2 protein-coding genes are annotated in these 3,476 nt (G+C 43.8%); both read left to right on the top strand.

Annotation, left to right across the window (positions count from 1 at the left end; genetic code table 11):
- Positions 1–508: 508 nt before the first annotated feature.
- Positions 509–1,585, top strand: coding sequence for a cytochrome c oxidase subunit II (locus PN497_RS21615; protein ID WP_096569698.1), 1,077 nt, complete (start codon positions 509–511; stop codon positions 1,583–1,585).
- Between the two features lie 94 nt (positions 1,586–1,679).
- Positions 1,680–3,374 carry a cytochrome c oxidase subunit I gene (gene ctaD, locus PN497_RS21610; RefSeq protein WP_096569696.1) on the top strand — a complete coding sequence of 565 codons (1,695 nt, stop codon included), beginning with the start codon at positions 1,680–1,682 and terminating at the stop codon, positions 3,372–3,374.
- The last annotated feature ends 102 nt before the right edge of the window (positions 3,375–3,476 follow it).

Below are 3,476 nucleotides of genomic sequence, written 5' to 3'. Positions count from 1 at the left end.
GCAGGGTGCAGGGTGCAGGGTGCAGGGGGAGAATATTAACTTTTGCTTTTTGCTTTTTACTTTCTGTCCCCAGTCACTAGTCCCCAGTCCCCAGTCACCAGTCACCAGTCACCAGTCACTAGTCCCCAGTCCCCAGTCACCAGTCCCCAGTCACCTATCTCCACCCTAACTTATGAACTAGGGTTGAAAAATTGACGTTACCTTATACTTTGAATCACCAACACAACTTTTCGCTGTAAGATTTAGGCATTTTTTAAGATAGCAATAATTAATTGTTGACATTTATTGAAATTTCACTGGCAATTTTCTAAAATTTTCCTTAAATTTGGCTTTAAATTATCATTTATTCTTGACAAAATGACTATGGATACCTTTACTCAAGATTAGCGACATAGTTAAAAAATTTAATAAAAATTTCAGACATTGAGAGTCAAGATACCCAACCCTGCACTACCTTAGTAAGTGAGTTACTGTGAAATCAACGTAGTTAATTCCATTAAGTTAAGCCGTGAAAATTCCAAGTTCGATCTGGACACTAATCATAGGCATCGTGCTAACCCTGGTCAGTCTTTGGTATGGTCAAAATCACGGGCTGTTACCCGCAGCCGCAGCAGATGAAGCCGTATTGATAGATGGTCTATTTAGTGCTATGTTGACCGTCTCTATAGGAATATTTCTCATAGTTGAAGGCGTTTTACTCTACTCTGTCTTAAAATACCGTCGCCGTCCAGGTGACACCGAAGATGGTCCACCAATTGAAGGTAATGTACCTTTAGAAATACTCTGGACAGCGATCCCAGCAATTATCGTTATTGGCATTTCCGTTTACAGCTTTGATGTGTACAACCAAATTGGTGGATTAAATCCCCATTCAGTCCATGAAGCACCAATCATGGAAGAATCAATGTCCATGGCGGGAACTGCTATTGCTGCCACTTTAAGCGATACACCTGGCAGCACAAAACCAAATCTGAATCAAGAAAAATTTGACGCTGCTATGGAAGATCCAGGCACCCCAGCAGTTCGTAATACAGAAATTTCCCAAATGCAAAATGCTCCTGGTGTGGGTAGTGTCGCTCCCACCTTGGGCGCAAGTCGGGAAAAAGAAGGACAAGCGCCGCAGTTAGTTGTTAACGTCTCTGCCTTACAATATGCTTGGTTGTTCACCTACCCAGATACAGAGGTGACAGTGGGAGAACTTCATGTTCCCATCGGGCAAGAAGTAGAACTGAACATGAGCGCCAACGATGTCATTCATGCTTTTTGGGTGCCAGAATTTCGCCTCAAACAAGATGTGATCCCCGGTAGACAAACAGAAGTTCGTTTTACACCCAGAAAAGAAGGTACTTATACTGTAGTGTGTGCGGAACTCTGTGGACCATACCACGGCGCAATGCAAACTCAAGTAATAGTAGAGTCCCAAGAGGCTTTTGATAGTTGGATGCAAGAACAGCTAGTAGCCAGTAAAGACAACTTAAATCAAGCTGTGGCCATGAACCCAGCAGATATGACAGTAGATGAATTTCTCGCCCCCTACATCCAAGAAATGGGCATTCATCCAGAAATGCTGCATTTACACAGGTGACTGGGGACTGGTGACTGGTGACTGGGAATATTTATCTTTTTTCTGACTTCTGACTCCTGGATCTCCTGACTCCTTGATCTCCTTTTAAAAAACTATGACCCAAGCAAAATTACAAGAAACTACCAATATTTCTCACCTCCAGGAAGAACCAGGGGTAAGAAAGTGGTGGGAATTTTTCACCTTTAATACCGACCATAAAGTAATCGGTATTCAATATCTGGTTACATCCTTTATTTTTTACTGTATTGGCGGAGTAATGGCTGATTTGGTGCGGACAGAATTACGCACCCCAGAGGTGGATTTTGTCACCCCGGAAGTTTATAACAGCTTGTTTACACTCCACGCCACGATCATGATCTTTTTGTGGATCGTGCCAGCAGGGGCGGGTTTTGCTAACTATCTCATCCCGCTGATGATCGGGGCTAGGGATATGGCGTTTCCTCGTTTAAATGCGGTGGCTTTTTGGATGATCCCCCCAGCCGGTCTATTACTGATCGCTAGTTTGGTTGTGGGTGATGCCCCAGATGCTGGTTGGACTTCTTACCCTCCCCTCAGTTTGGTAACAGGCCAAGTGGGTGAGGCGATCTGGATCATTAGCGTCCTGTTGTTGGGTACATCGTCAATTTTGGGGGCGATTAATTTTATTGTCACCCTCTTAAAAATGCGTGTTCCCAGTATGGGAGTCCATCAAATGCCTTTGTTTTGTTGGGCGATGTTGGCAACTTCGGCTTTAGTATTGCTATCTACACCAGTTCTCGCCGGGGCGTTAATTCTCCTATCTTTTGACTTATTAGCAGGGACTACATTTTTTAATCCCACCGGTGGCGGTGATCCGGTAGTTTACCAGCATATGTTCTGGTTTTACTCTCACCCGGCGGTGTATATCATGATTTTGCCTTTCTTTGGGGCAATTTCGGAAATTATCCCAGTTCATGCGCGGAAACCGATATTTGGTTATAAGGCGATCGCCTATTCTTCTTTGGCTATCAGCTTTTTAGGTTTAATCGTCTGGGCGCACCATATGTTTACCAGTGGTATTCCCGGCTGGTTGCGGATGTTCTTTATGATCACCACCATGATCATCGCTGTACCCACGGGGATCAAAATCTTTAGTTGGTTAGCAACTATGTGGGGAGGCAAAATTGAACTCAATACCCCCATGTTGTTTGCTATGGGTTTTGTGGGTACATTCGTTATGGGTGGTGTCAGTGGTGTAATGTTGGCATCCGTTCCCTTTGATATTCATGTTCACGACACCTATTTTGTTGTTGCCCACCTGCATTATGTCCTGTTTGGTGGTAGTGTGTTAGGTATTTTCTCCGCTATCTATCACTGGTTTCCGAAAATGACAGGGCGGATGATGAACGAATTTTGGGGTAAGGTTCATTTTGCCTTAACCATTGTGGGTTTAAATATGTCTTTCTTACCCATGCACAAACTAGGAATGATGGGTATGAATCGCCGTGTTGCCCAATATGACCCTAAATTTACCACTTTGAATGAAATCTGCACCTATGGAGCTTATATTCTCGCCATTTCCACATTACCCTTCATCATCAATGCGGTATGGAGTTGGTTCTATGGTGAAAAAGCACCTAATAACCCTTGGCGCGGACTTACCCTAGAGTGGATGACAACTTCACCACCAGCTATTGAGAATTTTGAGAAACTGCCGGTTTTAACTACAGGTCCTTACGACTACGGCGTGAAACACAAAAATGTTGATGTCAGTAAAGTATTAAGTGCTAAACCAGACGAACCCTATCCCACCATTGAGTCTGGCGTGTAAATGAGGTGATTGGTGATTGGTGATTGGTGACTGGTGACTGGGGACTGGTGACTGGTGACTGGGTAATCAATTTTATGTTTTCTAATCAACTATTCCCAATTC

Origin of the sequence: Sphaerospermopsis kisseleviana CS-549 (assembly GCF_028329225.1) — a bacterium.
Lineage (GTDB): Bacteria > Cyanobacteriota > Cyanobacteriia > Cyanobacteriales > Nostocaceae > Sphaerospermopsis > Sphaerospermopsis kisseleviana.
The sequence above is the reverse complement of the archived record's forward strand: the minus strand, read 5'-3'. Positions and strand labels throughout refer to the sequence as shown.